We start from the raw sequence: 14,483 nt of genomic DNA on the forward strand, positions 1-14,483 counted from the left end.
TTGGCACGCTAGGGTGGCCTGGCTTTGTTCAGATAGTGATTTGCTCGCCGGCGATGAACATCTCGTCCAGCGCACTCTCAGTCAGTCCGAGGGCGGTAGCTGCCTTGGTCAGGAAAGGAGAGCCGTACCGGTTCCAGCTGCTGGTGTGGTTCCAAGCCAGGTCTGCCCACATGGCTTCTTCCTGGTCGGTGATCTGGGCAATGTAGGCCTCGACGCCTGGGGTCAGGCCACGCAACCCTAGGATGGCGCGTCCCTGAGCCCGACTGATCTGCGCCGGCACACGGGCGCGGCGCTCTTCTTCGGCAATCTGCTCGGCTGTCTTGAGTTGGTCCCAGTCGATGTTAGGCATTGGGTACCTCGTCGGTAGGCAGGGGCACGCGGCCGTCTGCTGGGTTGAGGATCGGCTGAGGGAAGGTGCAGCTCTCGGGCGCATCCCAGGCAATGGGCAGCAGCAGGGTCAGCTGCAGATCGCCACCTTCGCGGCGCACGTCGCCGATGATGAAATCGCAATCCACTGCGGCCGCCGGCAGAATGGCGCCTTCGGCCAGAGGCGTGAAGTCGAACAGCTCGCCGTTGATGGTGAGCTTGTCACGAGCCTTGAGCACTTCCAGTACGTCGGCGCGGACTTGGGGAGAGAGATAGATTTTCATTAGAACCACCTTCCAATCGCCAGCATCACAAGAGTTGGGGTAATTGTTTGCGGGTCACTGTATGCCGTCATATAAATGGCTGGGATGCTGGTATTGGTTGGCCCCTCTGCATCAGCTCTCACAGATGGAGCAAACCCGCCAACGTGTCGGACTTGGACGAATGGAACCGTCCCAGGTACAAAAGCAGCAGGGTAGGCCCAGCCGCCAACGTTAGATGTGACGGTAGTGATAGCTCTCGAAGATAGGCCTACATATAGCGTGCAGATCTGCCACCCGCTTGCATAGCGGATGAATTCGCCATTTGAATTAATTCCAGTTTGAAAAATCGCTCCCGTGGGCACGCCGCCAGACTGGGAGACAACGCCCAGAATTGCGGCGATGGCAGCCGCGCCGAGGCCCAGGTTAGTCCGAGCATTCGCTGCCGTAGAAGCACCGGTGCCCCCGCCTGCGAGCGGCGTGATGCCCGTGTGATTTGCGCGGTTCAAAAGCTGAGCATCACTGCTATTGGCGGTAGCGCCACCGGAGATGCCGGCCAACTTCGCCTTCTCTGCAGCTGTGAAGTCATTTGAGGACAGTCCTTTGCCCTCCTGCGCGTCTACCTTGGCATCCAGTGTGGACTGCAAGTTGTCGATGGTGGCAATAGCCTGCGTTCCGGTGTGCGTGCTACGGTCGCGCAGCTGTGCATCGGTCGCGTTCTTTGTAGCTTGCTCTGCAATGGCACCAAGCTTCGTTGCTTCAGCGGTCGAATAGTCGTTGGTACTGAGGCCCTTACCGGCGACCTTTTCCACCTTGCTGTCGAGCGCCGCCTGCAGACCAGCAACTGTTGCTATCGACTGCGTGCCGGTGTGTGTCGTGCGATCGCGTAGTTGGGCATCACTGGCGTTGGCTGTCGCACCCACCGCTACACCTGCCAGTTTGTCCCGTTCTGCGGTCGAATAGTCCTGCGTCGACAAGCCTTTCCCGGCCACCTTATCAACCTTGCCCCCGAGCTCTGCCGTGGTAGCCATGGGCTGCGCAAAGACTGGGTTGGGGTAGCTGCCCGCCAGAACACCACCGGCTACGCCGGTGGGCGGCCTGGGGTTTGCAAGCCGTACGTCCTCATTCTGCGGAAATTCGCGCATGCTGCCCGCCGTAATGCGCATTTCCAACATGTCACCCGGCTGGTAGGAGTGGCGGCTGGTTCCCTCTTGCGCACGCAACACAGTTAGGCGGCACTCGCCCACCACCGAGTTGTCCACCGAAATAACGCGCATCACCTCGATGTTCGACTCCAGCGTTCCCTCACGCTGGTAAGCGGTCAGGATGTACCAGTCTCCTTCTGCCGGCGATATCAGCTGCCCAGCAGCGCCATCCGAAACGCGAAGCACTCCGTAGTCCAGCTCGGTGGCCGGTGCCCCAGATACCGGCGCTGCTTTGACGGATGCGATAAACACCGTCTGAAAATTGTTGAGATAAAGCTGTGCCATAACTTATAGCTCCTTGATCCGGACGAAGAGCTCAACCTCCTTCTTACGCCCGTCATTCGTTTCTGGGCAGACGCTGACCTGGTACTTCACGCCAGTGGTGCCCCCTTCATAAATCCAGATCTTGACCCGCTGCCCTTGGATCGCATAGCTGGGCGGCATGGGCATTGCTGGCTTGACGCTGATCACGCAATTCACGATCTCATCGCCAGGTGGAAACCACTCCCCGAATTCGATGTCGTAGTCCTGAACGTCCGCCGGCTGCTGGGTGACGGTTCCTAAAATGGTCATGCTGTTACTCCGTCACATAGAAAACAAGCTGGGTGGCTTGGACGATGAAAACGCGCGAATCCGGCGCCGGTTCATCGAACGGCAGACGCTTGAGGATCTCGGGGTTGATCTCGATATGGGCAATGCCCTGGCCATGCACCAGCGCCCTACGCAGCACGCGGGAGGTAGCGGAACCTTTGGCAGTGGCCTTCAGCAACGCATGCAAGCGCGCCTCGACATGGTTGGTGCTGACCACAAAAGCCTGCGGCTTGCCCTGCACTGGCGAGCGCAGCCAACGGCGGACATAGACAGTTCCATCCGCTTTGGCCCGAGCGACACCTTTGCTGTTCACAGGGCCACGTATCGCACGCCGCGTAACAGGGCTGAACTTGGCTATGCCCTGGGATTGGACTGCTGCGCGTGCAAGCACATGGGCTTTGATAGTGCTCTTGGCCTTGGCCAGCACCTTGGCGCGGCCATGGACTGGCGGGAGCGTTATCTCCACCACCACCCGACCAGTAGCAGCCAGCAAAGAACGGACATCGACCCTACCAATAACCCCTTCCACCACCGCCCGCGCTAGGGTGGTGGCAGTCAGGTGGCCTTCGACCTTGCCCAAGTTGCCGACCGCGGCCGCCTGCGCAAGGGCTGTGAGCTTGCAGTACGCAAGCACGCGGTCAGTCGTTCTGATGCGGGCAACACCTCGGGCATCAATGCGCACGCGAACCACAGGGTCGCCCTTGCGCCCGTTGATCATTACGCCGTTGATGAGCCCCCGGTTCACACCCTACCCCTTGCTGTTAGAGCAGCTGCAATACAAAGTCGCCGGTCAATGCCTGGCTGTCCACCACAAAAACATCGTTGATTTGCAGAGTGCGCTGCGCTGGCAGGGGCTCGGAGAACATGAGCGTGGCCGTGGCGTCACCGGCAGAGTCGCCTTCAACAATGCCGATGTGGGACACCGTCACGGGTGCGCCCGTCACAGGCGGGAACTCGGCCCGTGTTGCGTTGTACGAAGCGCCGTTAGCGGGCGCCGCAAAGGCGCCAGTGGGGACACGCTGATACCAGGCAGCGGCCACCTCGGTGCCAGCGGTAAAGGCGTCAGTGGGGTCTGCAGTGAACAGGGCAAAGTAAGGCGTGCGGATCGCAGGGAAGGCTTGGCCGCGCAAGGTGGCGTTGATGATCGCGTTCGCCATCGAGGTCGAAAATCCAGACATGACAGTCCTTTAGGTTTTCGAGCACTCCAGCGCCCCAATTACAGTGATGCGTCCAGCGTGTCAGGCTTGGCACGCTACATGGCCGGGGCCATTTCGTTTGCAGCCTTGCTCTGCACGCCCAAGATCTGGTTGAACAGCATGAGATGGCTGGCCGCCAGTTCCTCGTTGCCGCCGTATTCGGCGTCCTTGCTCCAGGCTCGGAACAGCACGAAGTGGCGCAGCGCGTCCATCCAGCGTTCGGGGATCGAGGCGTCTTGGCTCTCGTCCGTCAGATCCGCGATGGCCAGCTGCACAACGGAGCGCACAACAGTCCCAGCGACGGCAGGCGGGTAGAACAACACTTCGCGCGGGCTTCGGATGTCGTGCATGAAGTGAAGCACCTCACGCTGTGGGGCCTGCGCCCGCCAGCCTGGCACCGTGGCATCCAGCACCCACAGATCAGTTTTGGTGATCCGCTTTCGGGCGGTGTTGCCGTTGTTGGTTATGTCCATCAGGGTGTGGATGTTCGGCGCAAGTTCGTGCCGCCATCCCGCAATAGATAGGTCCAGCTCCTGCACCAGCTGGTCGGGCCGCTGCTCGGCGAAGGTGCGCTGCGCAGCGTTGAAGTAGTCCAGCAGCTCGGGACGGGTCCAGCGCACATGCGTTTCGTCCTGCACCTCGCGTGCAACATCGCTGATCAATTGGGTAACGGTTAAAGCCATCGCGTTCTCCCGCGTGAGACCCGGCCAGTGCTGGAGCGCCACACATCGGTGGATCCCCGATCAATCGCACGCTGGAACAGCGCAACAGCGACGGCGGCCTGGTCGGGCTGGTAATAAGTCGTGCCCGGGGTGTTCAGCAGCTCGGCCTTGGCCCCGTCCCTTATCGCTTCGTGATACAGCGTCCCCACGGTATCGGGCACAGATGTGGCCCGCGTGGTGGGCACCAGGGACACGTAGGCCTGCACCGGGCTGGAGACGCCAGAAGCGCCCACGGTGAAATTGCGCAGGTCGGTCGACACCAGATAGGCGCACCCGCGTTGGGAATGGCGCCAAGGGTCAGATGGCAGATCCCGACCATTGGCCACGCTGATGGGGCGGCCGTCACCCGTTGCGCGCTCGATGCGCAGCAGCTCGGAGCCCTGGGGCAGGTCGAAGGTGTATTCCTTGAAGGCCTCTCCCGTCACCTCGACGGGCTCAAGCCACTCTTGCCAGGCACGGGTCTGGCGCAGGAAAGAGCGCGCAGCCCGGTTGATGCACTGGTAGATCAGCGGCACTGGCGCCGCTGGTGCCACCAGCTGCAGCTCAGGCAACCAGTTATCCCATGACGCCATGACTGCCCCTTACTTGGGTGCGCGGCGCACGCGGCCCGATGGCTTGGACTGCTCTTCTTGAGGCAAGCCGGTGCCGGTGGTGAAGTCGCCGTCTTCGTTGTCGCCAGTCACAGCCGGCGCGCCAGTTGCGGCCTTCTCGGTACGGGCGGACAGACGCGCTTGGCGCTCTGCACGCTGCTTCTGGAACTTCTGTTCGATGTCGAATTCGTCTTCATCCATGAAGCCCAGCACCTTCAGCTCGTCAACATGGTCCTCGTTTTCCACCTCACAAGCCAGGGGCTCGCCCTTGAACTTGTAGGCGGCTCCGTCATTCAGCACCACATTCAGGGTGCCATCCTTGCGCGCGGGCAGCATAGTAAGCAGTTTCATATTCTTCTCCAGTGGTTCAAAAAGCCCCGGCAGGTTTCAAGCTGCCGGGGTAGGAAGGCCCACAGGGCCGCGCACATCAGGCGTTGGCGTACACCAGATCGATGCCGAAAATGCCAGCGGCAGTGCCGGCACCGGTGATCTTCAGCAGGATCTTGCGGTCCACTTGGCTGGGGGTGACCTTGCCAAAGGCTGCCGGCACCAACTGCACATAGCCACCAGCCACACCGGTATCGTTGTCCACGATCCAGGCAGCGCCGCCGTCAGCAGCATCAGCGCTGAAGTCGGAGCCGTCAGCATTGGACAGGCCGATAGAGGCCTTGAAACCGGCGCCCAGGGCAGCAGGGGCACGGACGTAGACCACAACAGGCAGAGTGCCTGCTGGCAGCGTGCCAATCTGGCCGATGACGCCAGCGGCATGATCGGCCACCGCGATAGGCTGGCCGAACTGGGAGCGCACCAGCTCTGGACCGCCAGGGGTGATAGGGTTTTGGTGACCGGCGGCCACCGCGCTCAGTTGCTTGAAAGCAGGCATTTCTTTCTCCTTGCTTGGTTGAGGGGGTGGCCGGATTAGCGGCGGGCAGCCGCAGTGTCCACAGCGAACAGACCCTGGTCGTGCGCAGTGCCGTCCCAGTCGAAGGTGGACTTCTTCACCCCGAAGATGGACGAGGTGGTGATGATCACCTGGTTACCACGGTCGGCGGTTTCTTCGTGCCAGCCGTAACGCATGCCAGTGCCAGGCGAGCCGAACGCGATCACACCAGCCTGCGCACCCATGAACAGCGCACGCGCGGTTTCGACGTTGCCGCCGGCGCCGTGGTTGTTGTGGCGGATCACATTGCGGTGGCTGTGCAGGATCACGTTGCGGTGCATGCCCAGCGCCTGCTTGAACAGGGGCGACTTGGAGCCCAGCGCACCAGCGGCGGCCTTCTGCAGGTCCATCCATTCGCCGGTAGCGGTGTTGTTGCGCAGGTCGTCTTCCTGCCAGGTGTGCATCACCATGACATAGACTTCTTCGCCATCCACCATGCAAGGCTGCATCACGGGCACGTTGGTAGCACCACCGCCTTGGACATCGGCACGCGTCTTGGCAGCGCCGATCACCTTCAGGCTCATCTTGTCAGTAGCGTCGATGTTGGTCACGGCCGTAGCATCGCCGCCGAACAGGTGCGCGTACACCGATGGTGCAGTCAGAGGGTTGCCGGCTCGACCCTGGTAGCCCAGCGGCAGCAGGAAGTTTTCATTCACGCCGCGCGAGCCAGACAGGTAGGTGAAGTTCAGCTCATCGTGGAAGCGGCCCCACCAGCTGGCTTGCTGGGTCTTGGCGCGCTCACGCAGGTTGTGCAGCGTGCGCTTGCGGGTCATGCGGCCGCCGGTGTTCACACCCCCGCGCGCCTGGTCGATGTACAGCTGGTCGGTGTAGAAGCGCTGCGCCTCTTCCTTGCCTTCCAGCGTGTCATCGCCTTCGACCGGCGCCATGCGCAGCTCGGCCAGCAGGTCATAGGTGATCAGGTCGCCCTGCTCCGATTCGAGATCGGTGAGCACCTGGATAGGCACTCGGGCACCTTGGCCCACGGCAGAAAACTTCTTGCCGAAGTAGGAAGCCTGCGAGGCTTCGAGGGTCAACTCGCCGGAAAAGCGCTTGACGGCACGGGGGCTGTTCACGCCCACAATGGTTTTACCCATGGATTGCTCCTAGTGGTTGCGAGCACTCCAGCGCCCCGGTTTGAAATTCATCAGCCCCACGGTGCGGGGTCTGACAGAAGCTACGATGGCAGGCTTGGCACGGGCCTTGCAGCTGCTGTGTTCTTTGTGATCACGGTTTTTGAGTCCGCCGAGATGGCCATACGGGCAGTCTTGCCCTTCTTGTATTCCAGCTCGATGCGCACGCCGCCGATGATCAGCACGTCACCCGTGCGCAGCTCCATGGAGATGCGCCGGGTTTGGGGGGTCTTGTCAGCCGAAGTCATTGCACCCTTCAGGCCGAACGCAGGTAACGCGCGTGCTTCTCGGGTGAGCGCGTCTTCAGCTCCGACAGGGCGCGCTCATAATCCAGGCCTTCCAGCTTGTCCAGCTCGGCAAATTCATTGCTGATCGGATCGGCATCACCTGCACCACCTGGCACGTCGGCCAGGGTGTTCACCACCTTGGAGGTGTCGGGCTTGCGGTTGACTGCGCCAGGCTTCGCGGCCGTGGTCGGAATGCTGTGCAGCACCACCATGCGCTTGTGCGCTTCTTCCAGCAGCCAGCGCGATGCGCGGTTCTCGTTGCCTGGCTGGGCCGCGATGGCACGCAGGAACGTGTCGAACTCCGCCTGTTTGGCCGTGTCCTTGGTGTAGTCGATGATGCCCAGCTCGGGAGACTTGGCGGCATCGGCGACAAAAGTGTTGATAGCGTTCAGCCAAGCATCAGCCTGGGACTGTTGGCGCATCTCCTCGGCGATGCTCGCGCGGTTCTTCAGGTCGCGCAGGCTGTCGCGCTTGTCTTCCAGCTCATCGAGCTTCGCCTCGTACTCATCGGCATCGATGTCGCCATCGTTGAGGCTTCGGCGCAGGGCGTGCATGGCCTTGCGATTGTCGGCGAGCTGCGTGTCCAGGTCATCCGGGACTGTGACCGAGTACCCGCCCTTGGCTTTCGCCGATGGCGTCGCCGCATCCTTGCCAGCTTCACCAGCATCTTCGTCGGGCTTGTCCGTGGGTTCAGGCTTCTTCTCGGGCTCGCCACCTTCGGGCTTCTTGTCAGCTTCGGACTGCTTGCCGCCATCTGGCTTGCCACCCTTGTTAGGGTCACCGCCGTCATCAGGCTTGCCCTGGCCCGTCTTGTCATCGTCGCTTTGATCGTCGTTCTTGTCGTTATCGTCGTCGTTGTCGTCGCCGTCCAGCGAGCCTTGGCCCAGCGCCGCCAGCGCAGCGGCGTTGTCAGCGTCAGCGTCGTAGTCGTCATCTTCGAGGGCTTCCAGCTCCTCGGCGGAAAGCAGACGGTTGCGGTCTTCGGTGGTCATGATGTGCGCTCCTATTGGTTTGCTGAAGGTGCCACGACAATGGCAGGCTTGGTACGAGGCCAGGCCTCCTGCATCAGTCGCGCATCAGCAGCGTGTCCTTCAGCTTGGCCCGCGATTCCCGCACCACCCTCTGCCAGTCTTCCACCTGCAGCTGCCATTGCTTCGAATACGGCTGTGCAGGTTGTGGCGTACTCTGCGAGGGCGGGTCGGGCAGCGTCAGTGATGCGCTGGGGGAGCTTGGCAAAGTCGCCCCGCAGCCCTGCAGCAGTGCCGCGCACATCAAGAATGAGAGTGCCCAGCTCTTGCTGCGCTTTCGCATTGGCGCTGTTGCCAGCTTGGAAGTTGGATAGAGCATCTGTAAATCCTTTATGAAAACCGGCCATGTCACCCAGCACTTTCCGGGCCTCCTGCAGATCCTGGCCAGACGCATCCAGCTTCAGCTGGGCAATCTGCCGTTCGTAGCGATTGGCCTGCACATAGGCGGCACCGGATGCACCGATGGCCAGGGCCAGTCCTGCGGCAATGAGGTGGCTGTAGATCACTGTCCACCCCCTGCTACTGTCTCAGCACATCGCGCCAAAGGCACATTGCCGAGCCGATGGTCTACCCACCCGACAACGAAGGTAGGCATGCCAAGGCGCATGTAGTGAGCACCCTGCTGCACGTCCACCAGCTTCAGCACCATCTCGCAGGCCTTGGCCCGGCCTCGCTTGCGCTCCAGCGCCTGGTATGCGGCCAAAGTGCGGGGGCCCAGCTGGCCGTCTACGGTCAACATGGGATAGTCTTGACCGCCGCGATTGAGCTGGTTCAGCGCCTCCTGGAACCAGCGACTGGCCCGCCCAGCTCCCGCGTTCACGCCGGCGTCTACCAGCTTGTGGCCCACCGCCGGCGAGATGGCTATGACCCGGTTAAAGCCCGGCTCGTTGATGTAGTCCTGGGAGTAGATGTCGACAGCCACCTCCTTTGGCAGCTGCTCCATAGACCCCTGGTAGCCGTGGTCGCGGGCTACCTTTTCCGTGATTCCGTGGTTGGTAGCCCCACCTGGATCCTTCGGGTCATTGACGAAACCGCCTTCGACCGCGAACAGCGCGCCCACGATTGCCGCCGCTGCTGCCAGGGTGGAGCCCCAAATTTTGGCCTTGTCGCTCATTCATCGACCTCCAGCACGCCCAGGTCCGTGTCGCGCTCCGGCACATAGACGGGGCGCCCGGTCGAGCGCATCAGATCAATACGCATTTGGCGCTCGCTCTGCCGCAGCTCGTGCTCCTTCTGACGCCGCGCATCATCGACCCGTCGAAGTTTGGAGGCTTCGAGCTTGAAGTACCAGGTGATCAGCAAACCGCCGATGGCCACCATGGCACCAACCATGCCGAAGAATTCGTTGGATGTGAACCACCCGAGACCTGTCATGCCCGCTCCTGCCATTGAAACTTTGTTGCCAGCTGCAGCAACGCTTTCAACGGTTTCAATCTTGATTGCCATTGCCACGCCCTTCAAATTGGTTGAGTTGTTTGTTCATGCCGTCCATGCGCTGGCGGCTGGCGGCCTGGATCTCGGCCACGCGCTCGCGCGAATCCGCCTCGATGCGGGCTACCTGCAGCTTCACATCGCCGTCGCTCTTAATCTGCAGGGTCTTGTTGGCCAGATCAGCCTGGGCCTTGGCCAGCTGCTTTTGCACTTGGCCCAGCTCCAGGTCGGCATCGCGCTTCACCGTGGCGGCCACCCCCTCCATCTGCTGGGCCAGCTCAGCATTGCCGCCGCCCGTGCGCAGCTGCTCGGCCTCGGCTTCCAATTTCTGGGCGCGGGCATTGACCTCGCGCACCTTAGCCACCTGCTCCTCCAGCGCCGCACGCGCCTGCTGCTGCTGCAGCTGCAGGGCTTCGGCCTGGGCCTGCATCTGCTCCTGCATTTGCTGCTGCTCTTCGGGTGTCAGAGGCTTGTTGGGGTCGCGCTCGCCCGTCAGCTTGCGCAGCTCGTCCGCGATCGCTTCGTTGTTGGGTAGGTCGCTGTACTCCATGGCGATGGTCAGCAGGCGCATGGCCGCATCTGGTGGCATGCGGCCGGCCATCTGGTTCAGCGCATCGAACATCACCTGGCGCAGCGTGCCCGAGTAATCCTGCTCGGACACCACGAAGTCGGCCAGACTGGCGGTGATGTCGTTCAGGTAGCGCACCGAGCCATCTGGCTGCTGCTCAGGCTGGTTGACCTTCACCCACTCCAGGGCGCCACGGTGGCCCGTCAGACGGATCACCTTTTCTTCCGTGTACCACTGCTCCACCAGGGAGAGGAGCTTTTCGCCCTGCACCTGCACGGCAAAGCGCAGGTTGTCGAATGGCTGGGTGGTGACCACGCTGCCCTGCATCTGCCGGGCCTTGATGGCCTCGCCGCTGCTGGCGTTGGTCTGGCGGCCCAGGTTCTCGTTGGAGATACCCGCGTTCTTCTGGATGGCCTGCGCATCCAGGGTCATCATCTGCACCTGGCCAGCGGCCAGTTCACTGTCGCGGTGCAGTTCCAACTTCTTGCCTGCCTTGTAGATGATCACGCCATCTGGCATGTTGGCCTCGTCACGCGTCTCGTTGATATCGGTGACGGCGCCCTCTTCTGCCAGGATCTGGTTGGTGCTCAGGGAGAACAGCGCCTTGCTGGCACGCTTGTTCAGATCCATCTGCAGATCGCGCACGCGCCGCACCACGCCATAGGGCATGCGATCCCGGCCGCGCCGGTAGCACCAGATGGGCGTCAGGGTGAAGGCGTTGTGACGCATGGGCATGGGGCCCAGGGCCAGCAGGTGCTCTTCGGTCATGACCGCCACATGCATGCGCATTACCACACAGTCGGTGATGGAGCCGCCAAAGGCCATCACCACCGCATTCAGCGCATCGTCCCACTCCTCAACGAACGAGCCTTTGAACGGGCCGCTGGATACCACGCGCGCCGATACCGGCATGCGGAACTGCGCCTCGATCAGGCGAACACGCTTGCGCGGCTCACCGCCCACGTTGCCCCGGCCCGAAGAGAGGAACTTGCCAGTGGTGTCACTGGTGTGCGAGCCTTTGACCTCGCCCTGGTAGTAAAACTCGTCCTCAGTCCACTGCGTGGCGCTGTACTGGTCATCGTGCATCGAGGCACGTTGCAGCATGTCGGCCCGCTCTGGGTACATCGCCATAGCCACGTCCTCGTCCGTCCAGCGGGAGCGGAAGATATATCGTGCATCGGACAGGTCTGGCTCCAGCGAGAACGAGTCGTGGATGACATTGCGCCAGTCCTCGTACTTGTCGTAGATCACGTCCTTGGTGGGGTCGTTGCGCACGCCAGAGTCCACCCAGCCGATACCCACCTTTACAGCATCCTCAAAGGCCCGGGAGCGGTTGAACTGGCTGCGGTTCAGGTCCGTGACGTACTTCAGGACCTTTGTTTTCACATCGGCCATCTCCACGTCATCTTCGGTGCGCGGCAGCACCTTCCAGTCCACGCGTGCCCGGCGCTCGGTGCCAATGAGCCAGTCCACCATGGGGGCCACCTCATTGAACACCAGCGGCGCCTGGCCGCGCTCCTCCAGCTCGGCAGCGTCGGCGAAGTCCCACTGGTCGCCGTCATAGAAATCGTGGTCCACCGCCATCTGCATGCGGTTCTCGGCTTGAATCTCGCGCTCGCGGTAGTACCAGCCCATGAGCTTCTTGTGCCACTTGCGGGCCTCCGGACGGTCCAGGATGTGCGCCGGCTGCTCGCTGCCTTCCTCAGTTTTGCCCTCGTCCACGTTGACGACGTTCTCGCCAGGTGCATAGGCGCGGTTGGGGCTGAATTCAAAGTCAGGCATATTCCGCCCCCTTGTCTTCCGGCAGCGTCAGCGCCTCGCGGGCCACCTCTTTGCCGTCCTGCTTGACTATCAGCTCACCGAACTCGCGCCCGGCCTCTGGCTTGTTCCAGACAGGCTCAGACGGCATGCGGTAGAGATCGGGCAAGCCTTCGTTGAGGATGGTGGCCACTCGAACCCAGTTTGCCCGGCTGGGCTCGATGCCCAGGACATCGCAGGCGACCTTGCACTGGCTGGCCAGGTACTTGGGATCGTCGTATTTGTAGGCCGCGCTCTCCATGAGCACGTACCACGGCGACTTCGAGCGGTAAGCAGGGATCAGGACCAGCGCCCGCTCGGCGTTGATCCAGGTGTAGACGGCGAGCAAGTCCCCGTGCTGGCGGTGAATGTGCGCTTTGCGCAGGTCGATACATGCAGGCATGCCCGCCACAGTGGCAGGCTTGGCACGCTATCGAACCATTGCACCGCCGCGCCGGCGCAAAGCTTTTGCGCTGGTGGTGACACCGTTGTCCATCAGCGGCACCGCCTGTCCGGCATAGCGCCACACGTCAGCGCCATGGCTGGCGTCATCGTGCAGCGGCGCGCCTGGCTCACCGGTGCGCGGGTCGATCATCCGTTTGTAGCGCTTCATGCAGTCCAGGAAGACATCGCATTCTTCCTCATCGATGTAGGCTTTGGGGAAGAGGGACCGCGCCAGGCGTATGCCCGCCTCGATGCCAGACACCGGAAGCACATGCGATGTTCGGCCCATCTCCTGCATGATGCCCTCCACGGTCGTGCCACTCTTGTGGTCACCGGTGCGCGCGTCGTGCGGAAGGAAGTCGGTGCCCCAGATCACGTCCCACTCATTCTCCAGCTGGATCACATAGTCCTCGACGGTCCGGTGGCTATCCTGGTAGTAGGCGATGCAGCGGAAGTCCATGTGCGTGCGCTGAATGAGCAAGATGGCCATGTAGTCGGCCCAGCCCAAGTCCCACACGGTATGCACGGGCAAGCGCGGGTCGTAGCTGACGCGGCACACGCGGCCCTGCTGGTAAAGCTTCTCGATCTCTTTGGCATAGATCGCGCCGGCCGCAGTCCGCTTGGGCTTCCCGCCCCAGATATTCGAATAGCTGTCGGGATCGAGCAGCTTGCACTGGCGGCGCTCCAGGTCCAGCACATGGGGAAACCACGGGTTATCCCGCCAGTTGATTTCGCACAGCCAAACATCAGCGCGCTTGGTCTTGATGAAGCGGCTGTATGTCTCGTCCGTCTCCATGTCCGGATTGAGGGTCATCCAGATCTCGCTGCCCTCCTTCCGGATGGTGGGCGTGAGCACGTCCCAGGACTTCTTACTCACGCTGTGCGCTTCTTCCACCCAGACGATGTCCACACCTTCAAAGGACTTGATCGGGTCCACGGTGTGGCTCTGCAGGCCGCCGAACAGGAACAGGGAGCCATTGGCGCCACGGATCTCGGTGTCCAGCACCTCAAAGAACGATTCCAGGCCCAGCCGCACAATGGCATCTTTCAGCAGTCGGTGCACAGAGTCGCGCATAGACTTCTGAATTTCGCGGGCGCAAAGGATGCGCAGCGGCTTCTCTGCCGCCATCACCAGCAGCACCGAAGCCACCGACCAGGACTTACCACCACCCCGGCCGCCGTACATCACCTTGTAGCGGCACGGCAGCCAGATGTCGGCCATCTTCTCCGGCAGCTGCAGCCGGGCGTGTGGCGGCTCAATCATCGTCATCCTCCACCGGTGCAGGCTTGACGAACTCGACAGCGATGCGCGCGCCGGCCCGAGCAGCCACGCCGACCAGCTCCTTTGAATCCATGCCGAACGCCGTGCGCTCCAGGTCCACCAGCTTGGCCAGGCTCTCGGCCAGCACCTTCATGGTCTTGGAGCGCTCGGGCAGGGAGATAACCGCCTGGTACAGCTCGTTCAGCTTGTCGCGGCCCTTGTCGTCTGGCTTGTACAGCAGCTCGCCCAGTGTCTCCAGCAATTGCACGGTTTCAGGGTCGGCCTGCTGCTCCAGCTCGTCCAGCAGCGCATTCGTCACCCTGCGCGCCCGACTGATGTCACGGCGGTGGGCCAGCCTGATGTCGGCCACAGCCTGAGCATTGGCGTCCACCACCTCACGTTCGGACGCAGCTCTTTCCGCGCGTACCTCTTTGCGTACCGCCTCTTTGCGTACCAGCTGCTCTGCCTTGTCCTGGATGCGTTCCGACAGGTCACGCGTCCACTCATCACGCTTGGCGCGCTTACGGATTGCCCCCTCACTGATGCCATGCTCTGCGCCGATCTGACGCAGGCTTTTGATCCCAGCCCGGTAATCCAGCTCGATCTTGTCCCAGTCCGCAGGGGCTTGTGGTTTCTCTGTGCTCATGCGGGCAACTTGGCATGCTTG

General features: G+C 62.1%; 20 protein-coding genes. All 20 read right to left on the minus strand.

All coding sequences use genetic code 11. The features are described 5' to 3' along the window. Positions 1-28 precede the first annotated feature (28 nt). The 20 genes from MJ205_RS08760 to MJ205_RS08855 all read right to left on the minus strand — a co-directional run bounded on the left by MJ205_RS08760 (position 29) and on the right by MJ205_RS08855 (position 14,462). On the minus strand, positions 29-349 hold the full coding sequence (locus MJ205_RS08760; RefSeq protein WP_239812094.1) for a hypothetical protein: 321 nt from the start codon (positions 347-349) through the stop codon (positions 29-31). Beyond that, positions 342-650 carry a hypothetical protein gene (locus MJ205_RS08765; protein WP_239812095.1) on the minus strand — a complete coding sequence of 103 codons (309 nt, stop codon included), beginning with the start codon at positions 648-650 and terminating at the stop codon, positions 342-344. Before MJ205_RS08765 ends, MJ205_RS08760 begins: the two co-directional genes overlap by 8 nt. Next, a complete protein-coding gene (locus MJ205_RS08770; protein ID WP_239812096.1) occupies positions 650-2,116 on the minus strand; it encodes a hypothetical protein in 1,467 nt (488 codons plus the stop codon). The genes MJ205_RS08765 and MJ205_RS08770 overlap by 1 nt, the downstream gene beginning before the upstream one ends. 3 nt (positions 2,117-2,119) lie before the next feature. Further along, positions 2,120-2,404, minus strand: a complete 285-nt coding sequence (locus MJ205_RS08775) for a phage fiber-tail adaptor protein (RefSeq protein ID WP_239812097.1) — start codon at positions 2,402-2,404, stop codon at positions 2,120-2,122. 4 nt (positions 2,405-2,408) lie between these two features. Continuing rightward, positions 2,409-3,167 (minus strand): hypothetical protein, encoded by a 759-nt coding sequence (locus MJ205_RS08780; protein WP_239812098.1) that lies wholly within the window; start codon positions 3,165-3,167, stop codon positions 2,409-2,411. Positions 3,168-3,183: 16 nt separating this feature from the next. Next, positions 3,184-3,600 carry a phage tail fiber protein gene (locus tag MJ205_RS08785; RefSeq protein ID WP_239812099.1) on the minus strand — a complete coding sequence of 139 codons (417 nt, stop codon included), beginning with the start codon at positions 3,598-3,600 and terminating at the stop codon, positions 3,184-3,186. Positions 3,601-3,674: 74 nt separating this feature from the next. Continuing rightward, positions 3,675-4,301 (minus strand): phage adaptor protein, encoded by a 627-nt coding sequence (locus MJ205_RS08790; protein ID WP_239812100.1) that lies wholly within the window; start codon positions 4,299-4,301, stop codon positions 3,675-3,677. After that, positions 4,292-4,912 (minus strand): hypothetical protein, encoded by a 621-nt coding sequence (locus MJ205_RS08795; RefSeq protein ID WP_239812101.1) that lies wholly within the window; start codon positions 4,910-4,912, stop codon positions 4,292-4,294. The genes MJ205_RS08790 and MJ205_RS08795 overlap by 10 nt, the downstream gene beginning before the upstream one ends. 9 nt (positions 4,913-4,921) lie before the next feature. Beyond that, positions 4,922-5,281 (minus strand): hypothetical protein, encoded by a 360-nt coding sequence (locus tag MJ205_RS08800; RefSeq protein ID WP_239812102.1) that lies wholly within the window; start codon positions 5,279-5,281, stop codon positions 4,922-4,924. A 76-nt stretch (positions 5,282-5,357) separates the two neighbouring features. Continuing rightward, complete coding sequence (locus MJ205_RS08805; RefSeq protein WP_239812103.1) at positions 5,358-5,813, minus strand: hypothetical protein; 456 nt, start codon at positions 5,811-5,813, stop codon at positions 5,358-5,360. Between the two features lie 35 nt (positions 5,814-5,848). Next, positions 5,849-6,964 carry a N4-gp56 family major capsid protein gene (locus MJ205_RS08810; protein ID WP_239812104.1) on the minus strand — a complete coding sequence of 372 codons (1,116 nt, stop codon included), beginning with the start codon at positions 6,962-6,964 and terminating at the stop codon, positions 5,849-5,851. Positions 6,965-7,044: 80 nt separating this feature from the next. After that, positions 7,045-7,206, minus strand: a complete 162-nt coding sequence (locus MJ205_RS08815; RefSeq protein WP_239812105.1) for a hypothetical protein — start codon at positions 7,204-7,206, stop codon at positions 7,045-7,047. 50 nt (positions 7,207-7,256) lie between these two features. Then, positions 7,257-8,279, minus strand: a complete 1,023-nt coding sequence (locus MJ205_RS08820; protein WP_239812106.1) for a hypothetical protein — start codon at positions 8,277-8,279, stop codon at positions 7,257-7,259. Positions 8,280-8,290: 11 nt separating this feature from the next. After that, on the minus strand, positions 8,291-8,821 hold the full coding sequence (locus MJ205_RS08825) for a hypothetical protein (protein ID WP_239812107.1): 531 nt from the start codon (positions 8,819-8,821) through the stop codon (positions 8,291-8,293). Beyond that, positions 8,818-9,429 carry a glycoside hydrolase family 108 protein gene (locus MJ205_RS08830; RefSeq protein ID WP_239812108.1) on the minus strand — a complete coding sequence of 204 codons (612 nt, stop codon included), beginning with the start codon at positions 9,427-9,429 and terminating at the stop codon, positions 8,818-8,820. The genes MJ205_RS08825 and MJ205_RS08830 overlap by 4 nt, the downstream gene beginning before the upstream one ends. Next, entirely contained in the window at positions 9,426-9,761 is a 336-nt protein-coding gene (locus MJ205_RS08835) for a holin (RefSeq protein ID WP_239812109.1), read from the minus strand. Before MJ205_RS08835 ends, MJ205_RS08830 begins: the two co-directional genes overlap by 4 nt. Further along, on the minus strand, positions 9,745-12,096 hold the full coding sequence (locus tag MJ205_RS08840) for a portal protein (protein ID WP_239812110.1): 2,352 nt from the start codon (positions 12,094-12,096) through the stop codon (positions 9,745-9,747). Before MJ205_RS08840 ends, MJ205_RS08835 begins: the two co-directional genes overlap by 17 nt. Next, on the minus strand, positions 12,089-12,460 hold the full coding sequence (locus tag MJ205_RS08845; RefSeq protein ID WP_239812111.1) for a hypothetical protein: 372 nt from the start codon (positions 12,458-12,460) through the stop codon (positions 12,089-12,091). Before MJ205_RS08845 ends, MJ205_RS08840 begins: the two co-directional genes overlap by 8 nt. Positions 12,461-12,541: 81 nt before the next feature. Further along, complete coding sequence (locus MJ205_RS08850) at positions 12,542-13,819, minus strand: PBSX family phage terminase large subunit (protein ID WP_239812112.1); 1,278 nt, start codon at positions 13,817-13,819, stop codon at positions 12,542-12,544. Beyond that, positions 13,812-14,462 (minus strand): hypothetical protein, encoded by a 651-nt coding sequence (locus tag MJ205_RS08855; RefSeq protein WP_239812113.1) that lies wholly within the window; start codon positions 14,460-14,462, stop codon positions 13,812-13,814. Before MJ205_RS08855 ends, MJ205_RS08850 begins: the two co-directional genes overlap by 8 nt. Positions 14,463-14,483: the final 21 nt, after the last annotated feature.

This window comes from Comamonas sp. B21-038 (genome assembly GCF_022387135.1).
Taxonomy (GTDB): Bacteria; Pseudomonadota; Gammaproteobacteria; order Burkholderiales; family Burkholderiaceae_C; genus Comamonas; species Comamonas sediminis.

What these genes read in the sequence shown, in the direction of transcription:
- MJ205_RS08760 (WP_239812094.1), bottom strand. Translation starts at nt 349, where the DNA reads ATGCCTAACATCGACTGGGACCAACTCAAGACAGCCGAGCAGATTGCC.
- MJ205_RS08765 (WP_239812095.1), bottom strand. Translation starts at nt 650, where the DNA reads ATGAAAATCTATCTCTCTCCCCAAGTCCGCGCCGACGTACTGGAAGTG.
- MJ205_RS08770 (WP_239812096.1), bottom strand. Translation starts at nt 2,116, where the DNA reads ATGGCACAGCTTTATCTCAACAATTTTCAGACGGTGTTTATCGCATCC.
- MJ205_RS08775 (WP_239812097.1), bottom strand. Translation starts at nt 2,404, where the DNA reads ATGACCATTTTAGGAACCGTCACCCAGCAGCCGGCGGACGTTCAGGAC.
- MJ205_RS08785 (WP_239812099.1), bottom strand. Translation starts at nt 3,600, where the DNA reads ATGTCTGGATTTTCGACCTCGATGGCGAACGCGATCATCAACGCCACC.
- MJ205_RS08790 (WP_239812100.1), bottom strand. Translation starts at nt 4,301, where the DNA reads ATGGCTTTAACCGTTACCCAATTGATCAGCGATGTTGCACGCGAGGTG.
- MJ205_RS08795 (WP_239812101.1), bottom strand. Translation starts at nt 4,912, where the DNA reads ATGGCGTCATGGGATAACTGGTTGCCTGAGCTGCAGCTGGTGGCACCA.
- MJ205_RS08800 (WP_239812102.1), bottom strand. Translation starts at nt 5,281, where the DNA reads ATGAAACTGCTTACTATGCTGCCCGCGCGCAAGGATGGCACCCTGAAT.
- MJ205_RS08805 (WP_239812103.1), bottom strand. Translation starts at nt 5,813, where the DNA reads ATGCCTGCTTTCAAGCAACTGAGCGCGGTGGCCGCCGGTCACCAAAAC.
- MJ205_RS08810 (WP_239812104.1), bottom strand. Translation starts at nt 6,964, where the DNA reads ATGGGTAAAACCATTGTGGGCGTGAACAGCCCCCGTGCCGTCAAGCGC.
- MJ205_RS08815 (WP_239812105.1), bottom strand. Translation starts at nt 7,206, where the DNA reads ATGGAGCTGCGCACGGGTGACGTGCTGATCATCGGCGGCGTGCGCATC.
- MJ205_RS08820 (WP_239812106.1), bottom strand. Translation starts at nt 8,279, where the DNA reads ATGACCACCGAAGACCGCAACCGTCTGCTTTCCGCCGAGGAGCTGGAA.
- MJ205_RS08830 (WP_239812108.1), bottom strand. Translation starts at nt 9,429, where the DNA reads ATGAGCGACAAGGCCAAAATTTGGGGCTCCACCCTGGCAGCAGCGGCG.
- MJ205_RS08835 (WP_239812109.1), bottom strand. Translation starts at nt 9,761, where the DNA reads ATGGCAATCAAGATTGAAACCGTTGAAAGCGTTGCTGCAGCTGGCAAC.
- MJ205_RS08840 (WP_239812110.1), bottom strand. Translation starts at nt 12,096, where the DNA reads ATGCCTGACTTTGAATTCAGCCCCAACCGCGCCTATGCACCTGGCGAG.
- MJ205_RS08850 (WP_239812112.1), bottom strand. Translation starts at nt 13,819, where the DNA reads ATGATTGAGCCGCCACACGCCCGGCTGCAGCTGCCGGAGAAGATGGCC.
- MJ205_RS08855 (WP_239812113.1), bottom strand. Translation starts at nt 14,462, where the DNA reads ATGAGCACAGAGAAACCACAAGCCCCTGCGGACTGGGACAAGATCGAG.